Origin of the sequence: Paraburkholderia sp., from assembly GCF_035948235.1 — a bacterium.
GTDB lineage: Bacteria > Pseudomonadota > Gammaproteobacteria > Burkholderiales > Burkholderiaceae > Paraburkholderia.
This window is the reverse complement of the sequence record NZ_DASZJJ010000108.1, coordinates 1-17,062: the sequence shown is the minus strand read 5'-3', so window position 1 is coordinate 17,062 and position 17,062 is coordinate 1. Positions and strand designations below refer to the sequence as shown.

The window sequence follows — 17,062 nt, the reverse complement described above, 5'->3', positions numbered from 1 at the left end:
AAGGTGGCGGTGCAATCCGGCTCGATGGGCCAGGTGTTCACGCGCATGAAGGACTGGTTCCTGGGTAATTTTTAAAGCATTCGCAGTACGCACAGATTTCGCAATACGCGCTGGTGCCGGCGGCCGGCGCGCGACAGGAGGTTGCCCGATCTCCTGCCGAATAACGGCCGAGTGGCTGCAATTTTTTATCTTGACGGAGGCAACAATGGAATTCCAGATGCTGGAAACCGAAACCAACGGCACCATCATCAAGGTGGTGGGAGTCGGTGGCGCTGGCGGCAATGCCGTTCAGCACATGATCAACAAAGGCGTGCAAGGCGTCGACTTCATCGTGATGAACACGGACGCGCAGGCTCTGTCGCGTTCGCGCGCGTCGTCGGTGATCCAGCTCGGCAACACCGGTCTCGGCGCTGGCGCCAAGCCGGAAATGGGCCGCGCCGCAGCAGAAGAAGCACGTGAGCGTATCGCAGACGCACTGCGTGGCGCACACATGGTGTTCATCACCGCAGGCATGGGTGGCGGCACGGGCACGGGGGCAGCTCCGGTCGTGGCGCAGATCGCCAAGGAAATGGGTATCTTGACTGTTGGCGTGGTCAGCAAGCCGTTCGAATTCGAAGGCGGCAAGCGCATGCGTGTGGCAGAAGCTGGCTCGCAGCAACTGGAGGATCACGTCGACTCGCTGATCGTCGTCCTGAACGACAAGCTGTTCGAGGTGATGGGCGATGACGCCGAGATGGACAAGTGCTTCCAGTGCGCGGACGACGTTCTGAACAACGCAGTCGCAGGCATCGCTGAAATCATCAACGTCGACGGTCTGGTGAACGTCGACTTCGAAGACGTGAAGACGGTGATGGGCGAGCAGGGCAAGGCGATGATGGGCACGGCGACGGTCGCCGGCGTCGATCGCGCTCGTCTGGCCGCGGAACAGGCGGTCGCAAGCCCGCTGCTCGAAGGCGTCGATCTGTCGGGCGCGCGCGGCGTGCTGGTCAACATCACGTCGAGCCGTTCGCTGCGTCTGTCGGAAACGCGTGAAGTCATGAACACCATCAAGAGCTACGCGGCGGAAGACGCCACGGTGATCTTCGGTGCCGTGTACGACGACGCGATGGGCGACGCACTGCGCGTGACGGTGGTGGCAACGGGTCTGGGCCGCGCAGCAGCAACGCGCCAACAGGCCGCGCCGATGACGCTGCTGCGCACGGGTACGGACAACCATCCGGTTGCGCCGGCACATACCTACGCGCCGCAACACGCACAGGCCGCCGACTACGGCGCGCTCGACACGCCGGCAGTCTGGCGCACGTCGCGCGACACCGCGGCTTCGCACGTGCAGGCGCTGCAGGAAAAGGGCGTCGACACGTACGACATCCCGGCGTTCCTGCGCAAGCAGGCCGACTGAAGCGGACTGCGCGACGAGCGGGTTCTGGCTGCGGCGCCGGGCACGGCAGGTGTGTGCCCGTCCGCGGACGGAGCGTTCGGCATGATGCTGCGATGATTGCGAACAGGAAGCGCCAAGGCTGCATCTGCGAGGATGCCTGGCCGGGACGCGTGCCCGCCGCGTTTTGACATGCGGCACGGCATATGCGCCGCGTTTATGTACGCGATCGCGACGTGATTTCGCAAGCAATGACGAATGCAAACGCTTTGCGTGCGCATCGATGTGAAGGACGAGTGATGATCAAACAGGGTGATACGCTGCCCGACGCCACGCTCTTCGAATTCGTCGAAGACGAGCGCGCGGGTTGCACGCTGGGGCCGAACGGCTTTAGCGTGCGCGAGCAGACGGCGGGCAAACGCGTGGTGATCTTTGGATTGCCGGGCGCGTTTACGCCCACGTGCTCCGCGAAACACGTGCCGGGTTATGTCGAGCAGTACGAAGCGTTACGCGCGGCGGGCATCGACGAAATCTGGTGCGTGTCCGTCAACGACGCGTTTGTAATGGGCGCGTGGGGGCGAGATCAGCGGACCTCGGGCAAGGTACGCATGATGGCCGACGGCAGTGCGGCGTTCACCCGTGCACTCGGTCTGGAGCAGGATCTGTCGGCGCGTGGCATGGGCATACGGTCCCAGCGCTACGCCATGGTGATCGACGACGGCGTGGTCAAGACGCTGAACGTCGAGGCGCCCGGCAAATTCGAAGTCAGCGATGCCGCGAGCATACTCGCCACGTTGAGCCCGACATGAGCACCGCTGATTGCTCGTGTTGGCGTTGCCGCAGCGCAACGTCAATTGGGCAAACAGACGGGTAAATGTGACGGGCTATTACTACCAGCCGTGCGGGCCGATGACCGGGAACGCCTCCGTTCCGGCCATCGGCCCGTCGTCCATCCCACGGGAGTAACAAGGGGAAACAGATTGTCACGCCCGGGACGACAACGCACCTGCCATACTTGGAGTATAATTCCCGCTATGAGTTAAAAAATCCCGATTGGGATTTTCAATGAGCAGAACACTATGTTGAAGCAGCGAACCATCAAATCGATCGTGAAAACGGTTGGCATCGGCCTGCACTCGGGTCGTAAGGTCAATCTGACGCTACGCCCGGCGGCGCCGGATACGGGCATCGTGTTTTCGCGCGTGGATTTGCCGACTCCGGTGGATATCCCCGCGTCGGCGATGGCGATTGGCGATACGCGCCTCGCCTCGGTGCTGCAGAAGGACGGCGCGCGTGTCTCGACGATCGAGCACTTGATGTCGGCGTGCGCAGGTCTTGGCATCGACAATCTCTATATCGACGTGACCGCGGAAGAGATCCCGATCATGGACGGCAGCGCATCGTCGTTCGTGTTCCTGATCCAGTCGGCGGGCATCGAAGAGCAGAACGCACCCAAGAAGTTCATCAAGGTGAAGAAGACCGTGGAAGTGCGCGACGGCGACAAATTCGCGCGCCTCGATCCGTTCTTCGGCTTCAAGCTCAAGTTCACCATCGACTTCCGTCATCCGGCCGTGGATAAAACCGGTCAGGCGCTCGAAGTCGACTTTGCGAATACCTCGTACGTGCGCGAAATCGCCCGTGCCCGCACCTTCGGCTTCGCGCATGAAGTCGAAATGATGCGCGAGCTGGGTCTGGCGCGCGGCGGCAGCATGGACAACGCGATCGTGCTGGACGAGTACCGCATCCTGAACAACGACGGCCTGCGTTACGACGACGAGTTCGTGAAGCACAAGATGCTCGACGCGATCGGCGATCTTTATGTGATCGGCCATCCGCTGCTGGCGTCCTACGATGCGTACAAGTCCGGCCACGGCCTGAACAACGCACTGCTGCGCGAACTGCTGGCGCACGAAGACGCGTATGAAATCGTCACGTTCGACGACACGCAGAAGGCGCCGCGCGGCTTCGCTTATGAGGCGCAAACGGCGTTTGCCTGATCGGCATCAAGTCGCGGCAAGTACGCGATCAAACGAAAAAGGGTGGCTCATGCCACCCTTTTTGCATTTTGCGCAGCTTTTAGCGTCGTTTCAAATGCCGCGCCGCCATTTTCGCCAATGCTTCCTGTAGCGGCGAGGGCGGCAGGCTTTCGCTGAGCGTGGCGAGCGCCGCGGCGCCGGCGGGCGTCATGCGTGCCTGTTTCGGCTGCGGCGGCTCCTTCACGGCTTGCGGGCGCACGCGGATACGCACGCTGGTCAACGACCAGCCTTTTGCCTGTAGCTCGGTCACAAGGCGCGGTTCCAGGTGGCGCAGCCGCGCGGCGAGCGCGTTGTGCGCGGCAAAAAGGGACAGCGTGCCATCCTTTATGAAGCCCGGTTCGACACTCGCCGCCAGATAGTCGGGCAGCAGCGCACTGAGGTCGCGCTGGATCGCCGCAATCTGCTCGACGCCAGCGCGCAGCGGCGCGAAGGCGTCGGTGCGGCTCAGCACTTCGGCGAGCGGCTGGGGCGCGCGCGGCGACTTGCCCGGCGTGCGCGAGCTGCGCTGCGCACGCGGCGCAGCGGGGGCGCCTGGCCTTGAAAACGGCGAAAAACGGCTCATGTGGCGAGTAGAGGTGCGCGCGCGGGCTGCGCAGCAGTATGTGGCGGTGATGTCATTGTAGCCTGCGCGTTTTGCCTCGACGCGCCTTATACCGCTCGTAGCCCGCCCGAAAGCGGGCATCGCGATCGGCCAGCAGGAACGGCTTGCCAAAGTGGCTTGCGAGGCGCGTCGGCGCGGGCTTTTTGCATTGCACCCGGCGCGGCATCCATCACGGCCTTGACACGGGCGGTGCCCAGGGTGCGTGCTAAAATGCCCGATTCGAATCCACCAATTTGGGCTTAAGCCGCCGAGGTCCTTCCTCACCGGGCGTGTGGCGCAAAACGTATGCAAACCAGTCTGTTTGCAACGCGCCGTGCAGCAATCCCGGCCGAAGCCGCGACGCAGACACCGATCCGATGACCACCGGTTTCTTACAGAAAATCTTTGGCAGCCGCAATCAGCGCCTGATCAAGCAATATCAGAAGACGGTCGTGGCGATCAACGCGCTCGAACCGACCATCGAGCAATACACCGACGAGCAGTTGCGCGCCAAAACCGTTGAATTCCGTGAGCGCATCGCCAACGGCACGTCGCTCGACGATCTGCTGCCCGAAGCGTTCGCTGTCTGCCGCGAGGCGAGCAAGCGCGTGCTGAAGATGCGCCACTTCGACGTCCAGCTGATCGGCGGCATGGTGCTGCATTACGGCAAGATCGCCGAAATGCGCACCGGCGAAGGCAAGACGCTCGTCGCCACGCTGCCGGTGTACCTGAACGCTCTTTCCGGGCGCGGCGTGCACGTGGTCACGGTGAACGACTACCTCGCGCAGCGCGACGCCGAATGGATGGCGCGTCTGTATAACTTCCTGGGTCTGTCCGTCGGCATCAATTTGTCGCAGATGGACCACGGCATGAAGCAGGAAGCCTACGGTTCGGACATCACCTACGGTACGAACAACGAGTTCGGCTTCGACTACCTGCGCGACAACATGGTCTACGAGACCGAGGCGCGCGTGCAGCGTGCGCTGAACTTCGCGGTGGTCGACGAAGTGGACTCGATCCTGATCGACGAAGCGCGTACGCCGCTCATCATTTCGGGGCAGGCCGAAGACCACACCGAACTCTACGTGCGCATGAACGCGCTGCCGCCGCTGCTCGAACGCCAGATCGGCGAAGAGAAGGCCGACGGCACCGGCGTGGAAAAGCCGGGCGACTACACGCTCGACGAAAAGGCGCGTCAGGTGTTCCTGACGGAAGCGGGTCACGAAAAGGCCGAGCGCATGCTCGCCGAGTGGGGCCTGATCGGCCAGGGCGAAAGCCTCTACGCGCCGCAGAACATCACGCTGATGCACCACGTGTACGCCGCGCTGCGCGCGCACACGCTGTTCTTCAAGGATCAGCATTACGTGGTGCAGAACGGCGAAGTCGTCATCGTCGACGAATTCACGGGCCGCCTGATGGCTGGCCGCCGCTGGTCGGACGGCTTGCACCAGGCCGTGGAAGCGAAGGAACACGTCAAGATCCAGAGCGAGAACCAGACGCTCGCCTCGATCACGTTCCAGAACTACTTCCGCATGTACGCCAAGCTTTCGGGCATGACGGGTACGGCGGACACCGAAGCGTACGAATTCAACGAGATCTACGGCCTGGAAACGGTCGTGATCCCGACCAACCGCGTGCCCAAGCGGATCGACAAGCAGGATCAGATCTACAAGACCGCGAAGGAGCGTTATGACGCGGTGATCCGCGACATTCGCGACTGCCACGAGCGCGGTCAGCCGGTGCTGGTCGGTACGACTTCGATCGAAAACTCGGAACTGCTCTCGCATCTGCTCACGAAGGCGGGTCTGCCGCACGACGTGCTCAACGCGAAGCAGCACGGTCGTGAAGCTGCGATCGTCGCCGAAGCGGGCCGTCCGAAGCGCATCACCATCGCCACCAACATGGCCGGTCGCGGTACCGACATCGTGCTGGGCGGCAACGTCGAGAAGCAGGCCTCGTTCATCGAAGCCGACGATGCGATTCCCGCCGACGAAAAGGCGCGCCGCATCCAGCAACTGCACGACGAATGGCAGACGCTGCACGATCAGGTGAAGGCCGCAGGCGGTCTGCACATCATCGGCACCGAGCGTCACGAGTCGCGCCGTATCGACAACCAGCTGCGCGGCCGTGCGGGCCGTCAGGGCGATCCGGGTTCGTCGCGCTTCTATCTGTCGCTCGAAGATCCGCTGCTGCGCATTTTCGCGGGCGACCGTGTGCGCGCCATCATGGACCGCCTGAAGATGCCGGAAGGCGAGGCGATCGAGGCGGGCATCGTCACACGTTCGATCGAGTCGGCGCAGCGCAAGGTCGAAGCGCGCAACTTCGACATCCGCAAGCAGCTGCTCGAATACGACGACGTGTCGAACGACCAGCGCAAGGTGATCTACCAGCAGCGCAACGAACTGCTCGAAGCGCATGACATCACCGAGACCATCGGCGCAATGCGTCACGGCGTGGTCACGGACATCGTGCGACAGTATGTGCCGCACGGCAGTATCGAAGAGCAGTGGGACGTGCCCGAGCTGGAAGAGATCCTGCGCAACGAATGGCAGCTCGACCTCGCGATCCAGGAAATGATCAACGAGTCGTCGTCGATCGACGCGGACGAAATCCTCGAAGCCGTGCTCGCCGCCGCCGACGAAGCCTACGAGCAGAAGGTGGCGCTCGTGGGCCGCGAATCGTTCAGCGCGTTCGAGCGCTCGGTCATGCTGCAGACGCTTGACCGCAGCTGGCGTGAACACCTTGCCGCGCTCGATCACCTGCGTCAGGGCATCCATCTGCGCGGCTATGCGCAGAAGAACCCGAAGCAGGAATACAAGCGCGAGGCGTTCGAACTGTTCGCCGCCATGCTCGACGCCGTGAAGCAGGAAGTCACGCGCATCGTCATGAACGTGCAGATCCAGTCGCCGCAGCAGCTCGAAGAAGCCGCCGAGCAGATGGAAGAGCAGGGCGGCCATCTGGAGAACGTCGAGTTCCGTCACGCCGAATTCGCGGAAACGGGCGCCGAAGCCGCGCCCGTCGGAGCCGCCGCGCCGGTGGCCGACGCCGCCGCCGCGATGGTCGGCGCGGCCATGAGCCACGAGGCGCTGGACGCCGACGGCGTGCCGAAGGTCGGCCGCAACGACCCCTGCCCGTGCGGCAGCGGCAAGAAGTACAAGCAGTGCCACGGCAAGATCGCGTGATGGGGCGCGGCGGCGTGCGTATCGGCAGATGGTCTTCGTCGATACCCGCGCCGTCCGGTCCGTGACGCGCTTGCGCGTAGATTCCGGTGGCCCGCTCTCCGTGGCGGGCCTTGCGTTTTGAATCCCGATGCCGGCCAGGCTGACAGACGTCCGCGGCCGGCATTGCCTTTTCGACAGGTCGCCACCATGGCTGTCAATTTCCCCTCGATCGAACCCGCACAACTTCATCCGGTCGCCGGCGTGACGCTCGGCTGGGCAGAAGCCCATATCCGCAAGCCCAACCGCAAGGATGTGCTGGTGATTTCCGTCGATGAAAGCGCGAGCGTCGCGGGCGTGTTCACGCTCAACCGCTTTTGCGCCGCGCCGGTGACGGTGTGCCGCGAAAATCTCGCGAAGGTTCGCGAAGGTGGCAAGGGCATCCGCGCGCTGGTCATCAACACGGGCAACGCGAACGCGGGCACGGGCGAGCCGGGCATGAAGCACGCGCGCGAAACCTGCGACGAACTCGCGCGCCTCGCAGGCATCGAGCCCTCGCAGGTGCTGCCGTTCTCGACCGGCGTGATTCTGGAGCCGCTGCCGATCGACCGCCTGAAGGCCGGTCTGCCCGCCGCGCTAGAAAACCGCAAGGAAGCGAACTGGTACGACGCCGCGCAGGCGATCATGACCACCGACACGCTGCCCAAGGCGGCTTCGCGCCAGGTCACGATCGACGGCCACACGGTCACGCTCACCGGCATCAGCAAGGGCGCCGGCATGATCAAGCCGAACATGGCGACCATGCTGGGCTTTCTCGCCTTCGACGCCAACGTCGCACAGCCGGTGCTCGACGAACTCGTCAAGCACGTGGCCGACCGCTCGTTCAATTGCATCACGATCGACGGCGATACCTCGACCAACGACTCGTTCATCCTGATCGCCTCGGGCAAGTCCAGCCTGCCCGCGATCACCTCGACCGATTCGCCCGCTTACGCCGCACTGCGCGATGCCGTCACGGAAGTGGCGCAGACGCTCTCGCAACTGATCGTGCGTGACGGCGAAGGCGCGACCAAGTTCATGACCGTGAAGGTCGAAGGCGGCAAGGACGTCGCCGAATGTCGCCAGATCGCTTACGCGATCGGCCATTCGCCGCTCGTGAAGACCGCGTTCTACGCCTCGGACCCCAACCTGGGCCGTATCCTGGCCGCGATCGGCTATGCGGGCGTGACGGATCTGGACGTGGGCAAGATCGACCTGTACCTGAACGACGTGCTCGTCGCGAAGGCGGGCGGCCGCAATCCGGAATACAAGGAAGAAGACGGCCAGCGCGTCATGAAGGAAAGCGAGATCCTGATCCGCGTGGTGCTGGGGCGCGGTAACGCTGAAGCGACCGTCTGGACCTGCGATCTCTCGCATGACTATGTGAGCATCAACGCCGATTACCGCTCCTGATCCGGCGCCCGACCTGCTTCCTGAACTCTCTACGCAAGACGCAATGGACAAGCTCGAACAGTTTCTGACCCGCGCCGAAGCGCTGCTCGGCCGCCTTGAAGCCGTGCTGCCGCCGGCGGCGCCCGATGTCGACTGGAATTCGGCGGTGGCGTTTCGCTGGCGCAAGCGCCAGGGCCGCGGCTTTTTGCAGCCGGTTCCGGCGATTTCGCTGATCTCGCTCGACGATCTGCAGAACATCGACCGCCAGAAGGACCTCATCGACCGCAACACGCGCCAGTTCGTGCAGAAGAAGCCCGCGAACAACGTGCTGCTGACGGGCGCGCGCGGCACCGGCAAGTCGTCGCTGATCAAGGCCTGCCTGAACGCGTATTCACAGGACGGCCTGCGTCTGATCGAAGTCGACAAGGACGATCTGCACGACCTGGGCGACATCGTCGATCTGATCTCGACGCGTCCGGAGCGCTTCATCGTGTTCTGCGACGATCTCTCGTTCGAGGACGGCGAATCGGGCTACAAGGCGCTGAAGGTGGCGCTCGACGGGTCGGTGGCTGCGCAGTCGGACAACGTGCTGATCTACGCGACCTCGAACCGCCGCCATCTGCTGCCCGAGTACATGAGCGACAACGAGTCCTACAAGCACATGCCCGACGGTGAGATTCATCCGGGCGAAGTGGTGGAAGAGAAGATCTCGCTGTCGGAACGCTTCGGTCTGTGGGTGAGCTTCTACCCGTTCAAGCAGGACGACTATCTGACGATCGTCGGACACTGGCTGCGCCACTTTGGCGTGAGCGACGCCGAAGTCGAAGGCGCGCGCGGCGACGCGCTGGTGTGGGCGCTGGAGCGTGGATCGCGCTCGGGCCGGGTGGCGTGGCAGTTCGCGCGCGACTGGTCGGGCAAGAAGGCGCAAGAGGCATGAGCGAGCAAACGCAGGCGGCGGCCCAGACGCGTCCCGTGACCGAAGTAGCGGTGGGTGTGATGGTGCAGCCCGACGGCCGCTATCTGCTCGCGCAGCGTCCCGAGGGCAAGCCTTACGCGGGCTACTGGGAATTCCCCGGCGGCAAGCTGGAAAAGGGCGAGTCGGTCGAGGCAGCGCTGGCGCGCGAACTGCACGAAGAGCTGGGTATCGACGTGAAGGCGTGCCATCGCTGGAATACGCTCGAACACGATTACCCGCACGCCTATGTGCGGCTGTACTTCTGCAAGGTCACGGAATGGACCGGCGAGCCGCATGGCCGCGAAGGCCAGGCGCTGGCGTGGCAGGCGCTGCCCGCGAGCGTCGAGCCGCTGCTGCCCGCGACGATTCCCGTGCTGGAGTGGCTGGCGGCGGAGTGATCCGCCTGGGCGATCGATAAGCCGCTGACAAAAGCACAAAAGCCGCTGCACGTTTGACGTGCGGCGGCTTTTTTTATGCAGCGAAAACGCGGTGCTTACTGGCGCGTATCGGTGGGCGGCGCCTCGTCATCGGGCGGCGTGTCTTCCTCATTGCCGCCGATGCGGTATTTTTCGGCGGCCCAGGCGCCCAGGTCCATCTGCTTGCAGCGCTCCGAGCAGAACGGGCGGAATCGGTTTTCCGGAACCCAGCGGACATCCTTGCCGCAGGTCGGACATTTGACGACGGTGGTCATTCGGTCGACTGATCAGTAGCTGGGCGGCGCCGCTTCAGTGGCGCCGCGGTTGGCAAAATACGAGCTTACAGGCTGCAGAGCGTGAGCTGGAACGGCACGTCCTGATCGACGGCGCGCGGGCGCAGATCGCCATCCTGAACGGTGAAACGCACCCACAACATGTACTTGTTGGCGCTCGCTTCGGGAATCACGCGCAAATCCGGTGCCACGCGCACCTGCATCAACTGATAGGTACGGCCTGAGAGCATCTGCTGGTAGCTGCCCTGCATTGCCATCACCTTCGAGCCCTGGCCCGATTCGCGCGCCAGACGCAGCACGATGCTGGCGGCGTCGCGCAGCGGCAGCAGCGGCGTAACCCACTTGGCGATATCCTGACGGCGCTGGTCGGCGTGTAACTGCTGCCACGCGTAATAAGAGGGCAGATCGAACTTGCAGGTGCCACCCGGAATGATCGCGCGGCTGCGGATGCTGGTAAGCCATTCGTTGTCCGCAAGATGCTGGCCGGTTTTGCCCTGCATTTGCGTGAGACCCGCGAGCGTCTGCTCGATTTCGCCGAGCACGCTCTCCAGCGCATTCTGTTCGATGCCGGGATTGCCGCGGAACGGAGCGAGCGTCTGACGCTGCCTTTCGAGCTCCTTCATGAGGTCCGACTTGAGATCGGCGCGGCCTGCAACTTCCGCGATTTCGAAGAGCGTCGTGAGCGCAACGTGATGTTCCCTCGGATCCTCCTGGGTCAGGAAAAACGTGAAGCGCTCGAACAGGTCTTCGAGGCGCAGCAGCGTCCGGATTCGCTCGTTGAAGGGATACTCGTAAAGAATCAAGCGCGCTCGCCTCGGGCGTGGTCGGTGAAGGATTGCAGGACATTCTAATGCCGTGAGACTACGGTCGCAATCGCGCTCACCGGCGCAACGCGGTTACATCAGTGTTTTCCTGCAGATTCCTGCAAATTTCCGCCTGGGCGAAGGCGATTCGCGCTGCAAGAGATCGTTACGCCAAGGTAAGACATTACAAACCTGCCAGCGCGAGATAGTGCTGATGCAGTATTTCGACGTCCTGTGCGAGTGCCGCGAGTGTCACGTCGTCATTGACGATCACGTCGTCGGCGGCGGCGAGGCGCGCTTCGCGCGTAGCCTGACGCGCGATGATCGCAAGGACCTGTTCGCGTGTGAAGCCGTTGCGGGACATTACGCGCGCGATCTGCGTTTCTACGCTGCAATCGACGGTGAGCACGCGATTCACGCGTGTTTTCCACGCGCCCGATTCGACCAGCAGCGGTATGACCAGCATCACGTAAGGCCCGTTCGCCTCGCGTGTTTCCCGCTCGGTTTCTGCGCGGATCAGCGGGTGCGTGATCGCTTCGAGCCGCTTGCGCGCGGCCTCGTCGCCGAACACCAGCGCACGCATGCGCGCGCGGTCCATCGAGCCATCGGCGGCGACAAATTCAGGGCCGAATTGCGCGGCGATTTGTGGCATGGCCACGCCATGCGGTGCGGTGACGCGATGGGCGATCACGTCTGTATCCACGAGCGGCACGCCGCGCGCCGCGAACAGGTCCGCGACCGTGGATTTGCCGCTGCCGATACCCCCAGTCAATCCAACCGCAATCATCGATTCAATTCCTCACGCAAAAATGCGATACAGCGGCGTGCCCGCAAACAGCGTGACGAACGCGCCCGCCGCGAGATAAGGGCCAAACGGCAACGGCTCTTCGAAGCGCATGCGTCCGCTCAAGGTCGCGGCCAGCCCGACCACGGCGCCGGCCACCGCGCTGATGACGATGATCTGCGGCAGCGCGGCCCAGCCGAGCCACGCGCCAAGTGCTGCGAGCAGCTTGAAGTCGCCATGACCCATGCCTTCGATGCCGCGCAGCAGACGAAAAATCCAGTACACGCACCAGAGCGCGAGATAGCCGGCAACCGCGCCGATGACGGCGCTTTGCAGATCGGTGAAGGTATCGGCGAGATTTACCAGCAGGCCGGCCCAGACGAGCGGCAGCGTGATGGCATCGGGCAGCAGGTGATGTTCGAGATCGATCATGCTCGCGGCGATGAGCGCCGCGCTCAGCGCGAATGCCGCAAGTGCCTTGCCCGTGGGGCCGAATGCGAGCAGCGCGCCTGCTGCGCAAATCGCGCCGGCAATTTCGATGGCCGGATAGCGCAGGCTCACACGCGTGCCGCATTCCGAACAGCGGCCGCGCAACACGAGCCAGCTCACGAGCGGAATGTTTTCCCACGCGCGTAGCACGTGGCCGCAATGCGGGCAGGCGCTGCCCGGCAGCCAGAGGTTGTAGCGCGCGGGCAGGCCGTCGTTGAAGAGATCGCCGCTTGAGTCGGCGCTCGTATCCGGTGGTGCGAGGACTTCGGCGGCATCGGCGCGCCATGCGCGTTCCAGCATGATCGGCAGGCGGTGCACGACCACGTTGAGAAAGCTGCCGATCACCAGGCCGATCACGATCGCGAATCCCATCAGCACGCCGGGCGGCAAAGTGGCGAGTGCGAGAGACAAAGACGAAGGCGCATCGACAGGCGCGAGCGGCGACGCATTGATGGACGACGCGAACGACGCAGAGGCAGCAGCGGACGATAAAAGGACGGACATGAGCGGTAACCGTAATCTGGCAGCGATGCTACACCACGTTGCCCAGTTGAATGATGGGAAGATACATCGCGACCACGAGGCCGCCGACCAGCGCGCCTAGCACCACGATGATGAGCGGCTCGCACAGACTCGCGACGAGCGCGATCTTTTCGTCCACCTGACGGTCGGCGAGCGCAGCGACGTCGAGCAGCATCGCATCGAGCGCGCCCGATTCTTCCGCGACCGCGACAGGTTGGATGACGTCATCGGGAAAGCAGCCCGCCGAGCGCATCGCCGCAGCGAGACGCTCGCCATGCCGCAGGCGCGCGCTGATACTGGCGCTCGCGTGATCGAAGAAGGCGTTGCCGCTGGCGTGGGTGAGCGAATCGAAGGCATCGGCGAGCGGCGTGCCCGCGCCTAGCAGCGTGCCGAGCGCGCGACTCCAGCGCGCGGCGCACAGCGTCGTAAGCAGCGCGCCGACGAAGGGTAGCGCGAGCGTGAGGCGTCCGAAAGTCAGGCGTGCGTTTGCCGAGCGGCGCAACAACGTCAGCAGTGCGACCACGCCGCCCGTGGCGATCAGGGCAAACGGCACGCTCCAGCGCGCGGCGCCCGCAGAGAGCATCAGCACGAACTGCGTAGGCGCCGGCAGCGCAGCACCGAAACCATCGAAGATCTGCTTGAAGGTGGGCACGACCCAGACCAGCAGCGCGGTTGTAATCGCAAATGCGAGCAGCAGTACGGCAGCCGGGTAGGTGAGCGCCGCGCGTACCTTGGCGCGTTGCGCGGCGGCGCGTTCCCGATCGTCGGCGATGCGGGCAAGCACAGCCGCGAGCGCGCCCGATGCCTCGCCCACGGCGACGAGCTGGCAGTAGAGCAAACCGAAGCGCGCGGGATGCTGCGCGAGTGCTTCGGCGAAACGCTTGCCTGCTGTGATTTCACGCGAAAGCGCGGCGGCGATGCGCGGCAATCCATGCGGCCCCGGCGCCTGTGCGAGCAGATCGAGCGAGCCTGCGAGCGGCAAGCCTGCGCGCAGAAGGCTCGCGAGCTGACGCGTGAAGCGCGTGACATCGGCGTGATTCGCGCGTGGCGGCGGTGCTGCGCCGCGACGTTCGAGCAGCGTGGCGGTGATGCGCTCGCGCTTGAGCGCGACACGCGCGGCCGAAGCGTCGAACGCGATCAACGTGCCGCGACGCGCCACGCCTGCCGCATCGAGGCCGCGCCAGGCGAAGCGCGAGTCGGGCGCGGCGTTGTTAGGCGCGCTCATGATGCGTCCGTGGCGGCGAGCGCTTCGGCAAGACTCGTCGTGCCGTCACGCACGCGCGCCAGTGCCGCGTCGCGCAGCGTGCCGACGCCTTCGACACGCGCCTGCCGTGCGATGTCGTGTGCACTGCGCCGCGTGACGATCATGTCGCGCATCGCAGTACTTACCGGCATCACCTCATGAATGCCCACGCGCCCGCGATAGCCGATGCCATGACAGGCTTCGCAGCCTTTGGCAACGAAGGGCTGCGCATCGGCAAGTCCTGCTGCGCGCAGTGTTGCTGTCGATTCGTTCGAAGGCTCGCGGCACTTCACGCACAGCTGCCGCACGAGCCGCTGCGCCGTGACCAGCCTCAGCGCCGCCGCGAGGTTGTACGGTTCGACGCCGATATCGATCAGGCGCGCGATCGCTGCGGGCGCGTCGTTGGTGTGCAGCGTGGAGAGCACGAGATGACCCGTCTGTGCAGCCTTCACCGCGACGCTGGCGGTTTCCTCGTCGCGGATCTCGCCGATCATGATGACGTCCGGGTCTTGCCGCAGCAACGCGCGCAGCGCGAGCGCGAAGGTGAGCCCGGCCTTCTCGCGCACGTTGACCTGATTGATGCCGGCGAGCTGGATCTCAGCGGGGTCTTCTACCGAGCAAAGATTGCGCGAGGCGTCGTTGAGCTTTTGCAGGAAGCAATAGAGCGAGAGCGTCTTGCCGCTGCCGGTCGGTCCCGTGACCAGCACGAGGCCGTGCGGCGCGCCGATCGCGGCGCTCAGTGAGTTTCGCTGCGTGTCGTCCAGACCGAGCGCGGTGAGCGAGAGATCGGCGGGCAACGCTTCAAGCCGGCGCAACACGAGCTTTTCGCCGTGCAGCGTGGGTAGCGAGTTCACCCGATAGTCTTCGTGAGTCTGGGACTCGCCGCGTGGTGCGAGCCGCAGGCGACCGTCCTGGGGAATGCGGCGCTCGGCGATGTCCATGCGCGCGAGCACCTTGATGCGCGTGATAAACGCGTCGCGCAGATGCGCGGGCGGCCGTGCGACATCATGCAGGACCCCGTCGATACGCAGCCGCACGCGCCAGCCCTGTTCGAGCGGTTCGACATGCAGATCGGAGGCATTGCGATGCGCGGCTTCGCGTAGTGTCTCGGCGAGCAGACGGACGGCGGGCGCGTCGTCGAGTGCGGTGGGCGAGGAGGGCGCGGCTGCACCGAAGCCGCCGCTTGCCGTGCCATCTGCGACGCGCGCTGCGATGGCCGGCGTGCGGGGCAGGCCATGAGCACCAGATTGATCAGGAATGGAAAACATCGATTGCCGGCCCGAAGCCGCCGTGTGCGAATGACGGCTCCATGATCGGCTGGCGCGGCTATACGCGCCATTCAGCCAGATGGCTAACGCAGCACTAGCGGCGTGGATTAATGACCCGGCAGCAGCTTCTTCGCTTTCTGCAGCGCGCGCGCGGATTTGCCGGGCGTGGTGCCAGGCTTGAAGAGCTTCACGGTGCGCACGGCCTGATCGTCGGCGCGCATGACTTCGAGCTTCACGTCGCCGATCTGCACGCACACGTCGCCTTCGGGAATCTCTTCCAGTACCTCCAGGATCAGACCGTTGAGTGTCTTCGGCCCGTCGGTGGGCAGCGTGAGATGCAGCCAGCGATTGAGTTCGCGCAGGGGCATGCTGCCCGGCACGATGCATTCGCCCTGATCGTTCCAGCCGCCGCGCCCCGTGCCGCTGCGCGGCATGGTGGTGGTGAATTCGCCGATCAATTCCTCGATGATGTCCTCGGGCGTCACGAGTCCTTCCATCTCGCCGTATTCGTTCACCACGAGCGCGATGCGATGACGGCTTTCCTGGAAGTACTGAAGTTGCTGGAACACGGGCGTGCCGGTGGGCACGAAATACGGCTCCGCAAGCAGTTCACGCAGCGTCTCGCGCTCGAATTCCTGGTTGTGCAGGGCGGCCAGCGTCTTGCGCACATGCAGCACGCCAAGCACGCGATCGATGTCGCCTTGATAGACGATCAGCTTGTTGTGATAGCAGGTTTCGAGCTGATGCAGGATGTCGTCGAGCGGTGCGTCGTAGTCGAGCGCCTCGATACGGCGGCGCGGAATCATCACGTCATCGACGGTGATGTTTTCCAGATCGAACAGGTTCAACAGAATGCTGCGGTGTTTGGTCGGCATGAAGCTGCCCGACTCCAGCACGATGGTGCGCAGCTCCTCGGTCGAGAGGCGCTGGTCGTGCGCCTTGCTCGTGTTGATGTGGAGCACGCGCAGGATCGTGTTCGCAAACATGTTGACGAACCAGATGATGGGCTTCGTCACGCGCATGAGCGGCGCGATCAGGAGGCTGGCGGGCAGCGCGATCTTTTCCGGAAAGGTCGCGCCGACGATTTTCGGCGTGATTTCCGCGAACACGATGATGAGGAACGCGACGATGCCGGTCGCGATCGACAGCACCAGGTTGTTGTGCCCGAAGGTGTGCAGCGCGATCGAGGTGGTGAGCACCGGAATGATCGTGTTGAACAGATTGTTGCCGATCAGGATGACGGAGAGCAGCAGATCGGTGCGTGCGAGCAGTTTCTGCGTGGTCTTTGCGCCGAGCGCGTTGTGGCTCGCAAGGTATTTCAGCCGATGGCGGTTGAGCGCCATCATCGCCGTTTCGGAGATGGAGAAAAAGCTGGAACAGATGAGCAGGACGAAAACGGCGCAAATCTGCGCCCATAAGGGAATGTGGTCCACGCTTGGAGAAAATGAGGGGAGCGGATGGGGGAAACTATAACAGAGGGGTGTTGCAGGTCAGCCGTGACGGGGAGAGCGTTGGCCGTTCGGCCAAGAGGTGTAGTTCGAGTCCCTGCGGTTCGAGTTCCTCGTCACGCTTGCGACAGACGAAAAAAAACCGCACAACTTGTGTGCGGTTTTTTTTGAATTCTGGTCGGGGTGAGAGGATTCGAACCTCCGGCCTCTACGTCCCGAAGAATGCGCACAACGCATACTGGCCTTGTTTTTAAAGGAATT

Annotated in this window: 15 protein-coding genes; 7 read left to right on the top strand and 8 right to left on the bottom strand. The window is 63.9% G+C overall.

Annotated features, from left to right (window positions below):
- The first annotated feature begins 205 nt into the window (after positions 1 to 205).
- The 3 genes from ftsZ (at position 206) to lpxC (ending at position 3,372) form a co-directional block, all read left to right on the top strand.
- Positions 206 to 1,399 carry a cell division protein FtsZ gene (ftsZ, locus tag VG320_RS09395; RefSeq protein WP_327199843.1) on the top strand — a complete coding sequence of 398 codons (1,194 nt, stop codon included), beginning with the start codon at positions 206 to 208 and terminating at the stop codon, positions 1,397 to 1,399.
- Between the two features lie 275 nt (positions 1,400 to 1,674).
- Positions 1,675 to 2,184, top strand: a complete 510-nt coding sequence (locus VG320_RS09390; RefSeq protein ID WP_327199842.1) for a peroxiredoxin — start codon at positions 1,675 to 1,677, stop codon at positions 2,182 to 2,184.
- Positions 2,185 to 2,454: 270 nt separating this feature from the next.
- Positions 2,455 to 3,372: a UDP-3-O-acyl-N-acetylglucosamine deacetylase gene (gene lpxC, locus VG320_RS09385; RefSeq protein WP_327199841.1), complete on the top strand. Its 918-nt coding sequence runs from the start codon at positions 2,455 to 2,457 to the stop codon at positions 3,370 to 3,372.
- A gap of 79 nt (positions 3,373 to 3,451) precedes the next feature.
- On the opposite strand, the gene VG320_RS09380 is transcribed toward lpxC, so the two are convergent.
- On the bottom strand, positions 3,452 to 3,973 hold the full coding sequence (locus VG320_RS09380) for a DUF721 domain-containing protein (RefSeq protein ID WP_327199840.1): 522 nt from the start codon (positions 3,971 to 3,973) through the stop codon (positions 3,452 to 3,454).
- Positions 3,974 to 4,368: 395 nt separating this feature from the next.
- Here VG320_RS09380 and secA point away from each other — a divergent pair, with 395 nt between their 5' ends.
- The 4 genes from secA to VG320_RS09360 all read left to right on the top strand — a co-directional run bounded on the left by secA (position 4,369) and on the right by VG320_RS09360 (position 9,933).
- A complete protein-coding gene (gene secA / locus VG320_RS09375; RefSeq protein ID WP_327199839.1) occupies positions 4,369 to 7,173 on the top strand; it encodes a preprotein translocase subunit SecA in 2,805 nt (934 codons plus the stop codon).
- A gap of 186 nt (positions 7,174 to 7,359) precedes the next feature.
- Positions 7,360 to 8,601, top strand: coding sequence for a bifunctional glutamate N-acetyltransferase/amino-acid acetyltransferase ArgJ (gene argJ / locus VG320_RS09370; protein WP_327199838.1), 1,242 nt, complete (start codon positions 7,360 to 7,362; stop codon positions 8,599 to 8,601).
- A gap of 43 nt (positions 8,602 to 8,644) precedes the next feature.
- Positions 8,645 to 9,517, top strand: a complete 873-nt coding sequence (locus VG320_RS09365; protein ID WP_327199837.1) for an ATP-binding protein — start codon at positions 8,645 to 8,647, stop codon at positions 9,515 to 9,517.
- Complete coding sequence (locus VG320_RS09360) at positions 9,514 to 9,933, top strand: NUDIX domain-containing protein (RefSeq protein WP_327199836.1); 420 nt, start codon at positions 9,514 to 9,516, stop codon at positions 9,931 to 9,933. The genes VG320_RS09365 and VG320_RS09360 overlap by 4 nt, the downstream gene beginning before the upstream one ends.
- A gap of 95 nt (positions 9,934 to 10,028) precedes the next feature.
- On the opposite strand, the gene VG320_RS09355 is transcribed toward VG320_RS09360, so the two are convergent.
- The 7 genes from VG320_RS09355 to VG320_RS09325 form a co-directional block, all read right to left on the bottom strand.
- Positions 10,029 to 10,226 (bottom strand): DNA gyrase inhibitor YacG, encoded by a 198-nt coding sequence (locus VG320_RS09355; RefSeq protein ID WP_027817984.1) that lies wholly within the window; start codon positions 10,224 to 10,226, stop codon positions 10,029 to 10,031.
- 65 nt (positions 10,227 to 10,291) lie between these two features.
- Positions 10,292 to 11,047 carry a cell division protein ZapD gene (gene zapD, locus VG320_RS09350; RefSeq protein WP_103707232.1) on the bottom strand — a complete coding sequence of 252 codons (756 nt, stop codon included), beginning with the start codon at positions 11,045 to 11,047 and terminating at the stop codon, positions 10,292 to 10,294.
- Between the two features lie 184 nt (positions 11,048 to 11,231).
- Positions 11,232 to 11,834 carry a dephospho-CoA kinase gene (gene coaE, locus VG320_RS09345; protein ID WP_327199835.1) on the bottom strand — a complete coding sequence of 201 codons (603 nt, stop codon included), beginning with the start codon at positions 11,832 to 11,834 and terminating at the stop codon, positions 11,232 to 11,234.
- 12 nt (positions 11,835 to 11,846) lie between these two features.
- Positions 11,847 to 12,824: an A24 family peptidase gene (locus VG320_RS09340; protein ID WP_327199834.1), complete on the bottom strand. Its 978-nt coding sequence runs from the start codon at positions 12,822 to 12,824 to the stop codon at positions 11,847 to 11,849.
- A 28-nt stretch (positions 12,825 to 12,852) separates the two neighbouring features.
- A complete protein-coding gene (locus VG320_RS09335; RefSeq protein ID WP_327199833.1) occupies positions 12,853 to 14,067 on the bottom strand; it encodes a type II secretion system F family protein in 1,215 nt (404 codons plus the stop codon).
- The gene (locus tag VG320_RS09330; protein ID WP_327199832.1) at positions 14,064 to 15,353 is read right to left on the bottom strand and encodes a GspE/PulE family protein; all 1,290 of its coding nucleotides are present in this window, start codon (positions 15,351 to 15,353) and stop codon (positions 14,064 to 14,066) included. Before VG320_RS09330 ends, VG320_RS09335 begins: the two co-directional genes overlap by 4 nt.
- Before the next feature lie 107 nt (positions 15,354 to 15,460).
- Positions 15,461 to 16,786, bottom strand: a complete 1,326-nt coding sequence (locus tag VG320_RS09325) for an HlyC/CorC family transporter (RefSeq protein ID WP_327199831.1) — start codon at positions 16,784 to 16,786, stop codon at positions 15,461 to 15,463.
- Positions 16,787 to 17,062: the final 276 nt, after the last annotated feature.

What these genes read in the sequence shown, in the direction of transcription:
- ftsZ (WP_327199843.1), top strand. Translation starts at nt 206, where the DNA reads ATGGAATTCCAGATGCTGGAAACCGAAACCAACGGCACCATCATCAAG.
- VG320_RS09390 (WP_327199842.1), top strand. Translation starts at nt 1,675, where the DNA reads ATGATCAAACAGGGTGATACGCTGCCCGACGCCACGCTCTTCGAATTC.
- lpxC (WP_327199841.1), top strand. Translation starts at nt 2,455, where the DNA reads ATGTTGAAGCAGCGAACCATCAAATCGATCGTGAAAACGGTTGGCATC.
- VG320_RS09380 (WP_327199840.1), bottom strand. Translation starts at nt 3,973, where the DNA reads ATGAGCCGTTTTTCGCCGTTTTCAAGGCCAGGCGCCCCCGCTGCGCCG.
- secA (WP_327199839.1), top strand. Translation starts at nt 4,369, where the DNA reads ATGACCACCGGTTTCTTACAGAAAATCTTTGGCAGCCGCAATCAGCGC.
- argJ (WP_327199838.1), top strand. Translation starts at nt 7,360, where the DNA reads ATGGCTGTCAATTTCCCCTCGATCGAACCCGCACAACTTCATCCGGTC.
- VG320_RS09365 (WP_327199837.1), top strand. Translation starts at nt 8,645, where the DNA reads ATGGACAAGCTCGAACAGTTTCTGACCCGCGCCGAAGCGCTGCTCGGC.
- VG320_RS09360 (WP_327199836.1), top strand. Translation starts at nt 9,514, where the DNA reads ATGAGCGAGCAAACGCAGGCGGCGGCCCAGACGCGTCCCGTGACCGAA.
- VG320_RS09355 (WP_027817984.1), bottom strand. Translation starts at nt 10,226, where the DNA reads ATGACCACCGTCGTCAAATGTCCGACCTGCGGCAAGGATGTCCGCTGG.
- coaE (WP_327199835.1), bottom strand. Translation starts at nt 11,834, where the DNA reads ATGATTGCGGTTGGATTGACTGGGGGTATCGGCAGCGGCAAATCCACG.
- VG320_RS09340 (WP_327199834.1), bottom strand. Translation starts at nt 12,824, where the DNA reads ATGTCCGTCCTTTTATCGTCCGCTGCTGCCTCTGCGTCGTTCGCGTCG.
- VG320_RS09335 (WP_327199833.1), bottom strand. Translation starts at nt 14,067, where the DNA reads ATGAGCGCGCCTAACAACGCCGCGCCCGACTCGCGCTTCGCCTGGCGC.
- VG320_RS09330 (WP_327199832.1), bottom strand. Translation starts at nt 15,353, where the DNA reads ATGTTTTCCATTCCTGATCAATCTGGTGCTCATGGCCTGCCCCGCACG.